The 2060-nt window shown below is 58.0% G+C and carries 2 protein-coding genes, 2 tRNA genes and 1 pseudogene; 1 reads left to right on the top strand and 4 read right to left on the bottom strand.

Annotated features, from left to right (window positions below; all coding sequences use genetic code 11):
* From AC1DON_RS21795 to AC1DON_RS21785, 3 genes are all read right to left on the bottom strand, one after another.
* On the bottom strand, positions 1 to 426 hold a 426-nt coding region (locus AC1DON_RS21795; protein ID WP_476933454.1), incomplete at its 3' end, for a GTP-binding protein.
* Positions 427 to 472: 46 nt separating this feature from the next.
* A tRNA-Gly gene (locus tag AC1DON_RS21790) sits at positions 473 to 546 on the bottom strand.
* A gap of 46 nt (positions 547 to 592) precedes the next feature.
* A tRNA-Tyr gene (locus tag AC1DON_RS21785) sits at positions 593 to 676 on the bottom strand.
* Positions 677 to 842: 166 nt separating this feature from the next.
* On the opposite strand from AC1DON_RS21785, the gene rlmB reads away from it, so the two are divergent.
* Positions 843 to 1745, top strand: coding sequence for a 23S rRNA (guanosine(2251)-2'-O)-methyltransferase RlmB (rlmB, locus tag AC1DON_RS21780; protein ID WP_476936933.1), 903 nt, complete (start codon positions 843 to 845; stop codon positions 1743 to 1745).
* Between the two features lie 128 nt (positions 1746 to 1873).
* On the opposite strand, the pseudogene AC1DON_RS21775 reads toward rlmB, so the two are convergent.
* A pseudogene (locus AC1DON_RS21775) lies at positions 1874 to 2060 on the bottom strand (IS481 family transposase); the annotation flags it as partial.

The raw sequence follows: 2060 nt of genomic DNA, 5'->3' as shown, positions 1-2060 counted from the left end.
GTCGACCAGGTCGACCTTGTTCATGAACACGACCAGGGCCGGAACGCCGACCTGACGGGCCAGCAGGATGTGCTCGCGCGTTTGCGGCATCGGACCGTCGGCAGCCGAAACGACCAGGATCGCGCCGTCCATCTGGGCAGCACCGGTGATCATGTTCTTCACGTAGTCGGCGTGGCCCGGGCAGTCGACGTGCGCATAGTGACGGTTGGCCGTCTCATATTCGACGTGCGCCGTGTTGATCGTGATGCCACGCGCCTTTTCTTCGGGAGCCGCATCGATGTCGGCATAAGCCTTGGCAACAGCGCCGCCCGACTTGGCCAGCGTCATCGTGATCGCTGCCGTCAGGGTCGTCTTGCCGTGGTCAACGTGACCAATGGTGCCGATGTTACAGTGCGGCTTCGAACGGTTGAATTTTTCCTTGGCCATAGGTCAGGCTCCGTAATGCCCCGATGGGCTAAGGTTGAATATGTATTGGAGCGGGTAGACGGGATCGAACCGACATCCTCAGCTTGGAAGGCTGCTGCACTACCATTGTGCTATACCCGCCCTTGGAAGGGGCTGATCAGAAGCCTGCCGGAGAGATGACGTGCGATGGTGGGGGAAGCAGGACTCGAACCTGCGAAGCTTACGCAGGGGATTTACAGTCCCCCCCCTTTGCCGCTCGGGACATTCCCCCAAACGCACTTAGGTCAATCTTGCCGACGCCTTAAACTCGAACTTTTGTAAAAGCTCAAGCCCGAAACGCAAAAAACTTTTCGCTTATCCAAGGGTTTGGTCGTAAAGACGACCCTCGAAAAAACTCGAAGTCCTCAACGAGGCCTCAAATCGGAGCGCGTCTTATAGTGTCGTCTTTTCACGAACGCAACGACCCCAAGCGGCAGAAATCCAAAAACCGTGCACAAATTTTCGCGGATAAGCCAAAAGGCCCGCGAAAGGATGCGCCGCGCGGCGGTGGCGACGCGCCAAAACCGCAGAATTTTCAAAAACATAAGGTCAATGATGACGGCTGGCTGTGGGGTGCCCACGCGGTCGAAGCCGCATTGAAAAATTCCGTGCGTCCGGGGCCAATCAAGCTGATTTTGAGCGAGGAACGGGCGAAAAGCTTCAATCCGAAGGCCTATGCCCGTCAGGATATCCGCGTTACTGTTCAACAGATGAGCGATATCGGCCGGCTTTTGCCGCAAGGCGCGGTGCATCAAGGCATGGCTTTGCACGGTCCGGTGCTTGAAGGCGAATCGCTCGATGACCTGATGGAGCGGGGTGCCCAAGATGAAACCCACGTTATCCTGATGCTCGACCAGGTCACTGATCCACAGAATATTGGCGCCATCTTCCGCTCGGCGGCGGCGTTTGGCGTGACGGGTCTGGTCATGCAGGACCGCCACTCACCGCCCTTGCAGGGTGTTTTGGCGAAAACGGCGGTCGGTGCGGTCGATGTCGTGCCGTTCGCGCGGGTGACGAATCTGTCGCGAGCTTTGGAGACCCTGGGGGAAAATGGCTATGTCAGCATCGGCTTGGCGGGCGAAGGCGAACACCACCTGCATGACCTGCTTCAGCAACAGGGCTGGCGGCAGTCATTGACGAAACTGGTGCTGGTGCTTGGTGCCGAGGGCGAAGGTATTCGGCGGCTGGTGGCCGAGCATTGCGATCACCTGGCGCGGATACCTATGCCGGGCGGCTTCGAGAGCCTCAACGTCAGCCATGCGGCGTCGATCTCGCTGTATGAGGCGTGCGCGCGGACCTAAACCTTATCTCGTGTCATCGACAGTAGGCCCTGCCCACTGCCTTCGGCGGTCCCCCTCCCCATAAATGTATACGGACCGGAGACATGGGTGACACATGTTCGGAGACATAGGTTACACATTTGGTGAGCCTATGTTGATGTGAGGTCAATAGTCGCGATGCGTTTCGCTCCGAAGCAGATGTCATAGGTGTTCTGTCCGGTAGGCCTTACAGCGACGTGTTCTCCTCTGAAGGCTTTCGGTACGCGCCATTGCCTGTTCCTGAAACTGATAGCGCCAAGGTCTTTGGGGACTTTCCTGACGATGTCGGAGCTGTCG

This window comes from Asticcacaulis sp. P4_H10 (assembly GCF_056400965.1).
This window is presented reverse-complemented; position numbering and strand designations above follow the sequence as displayed.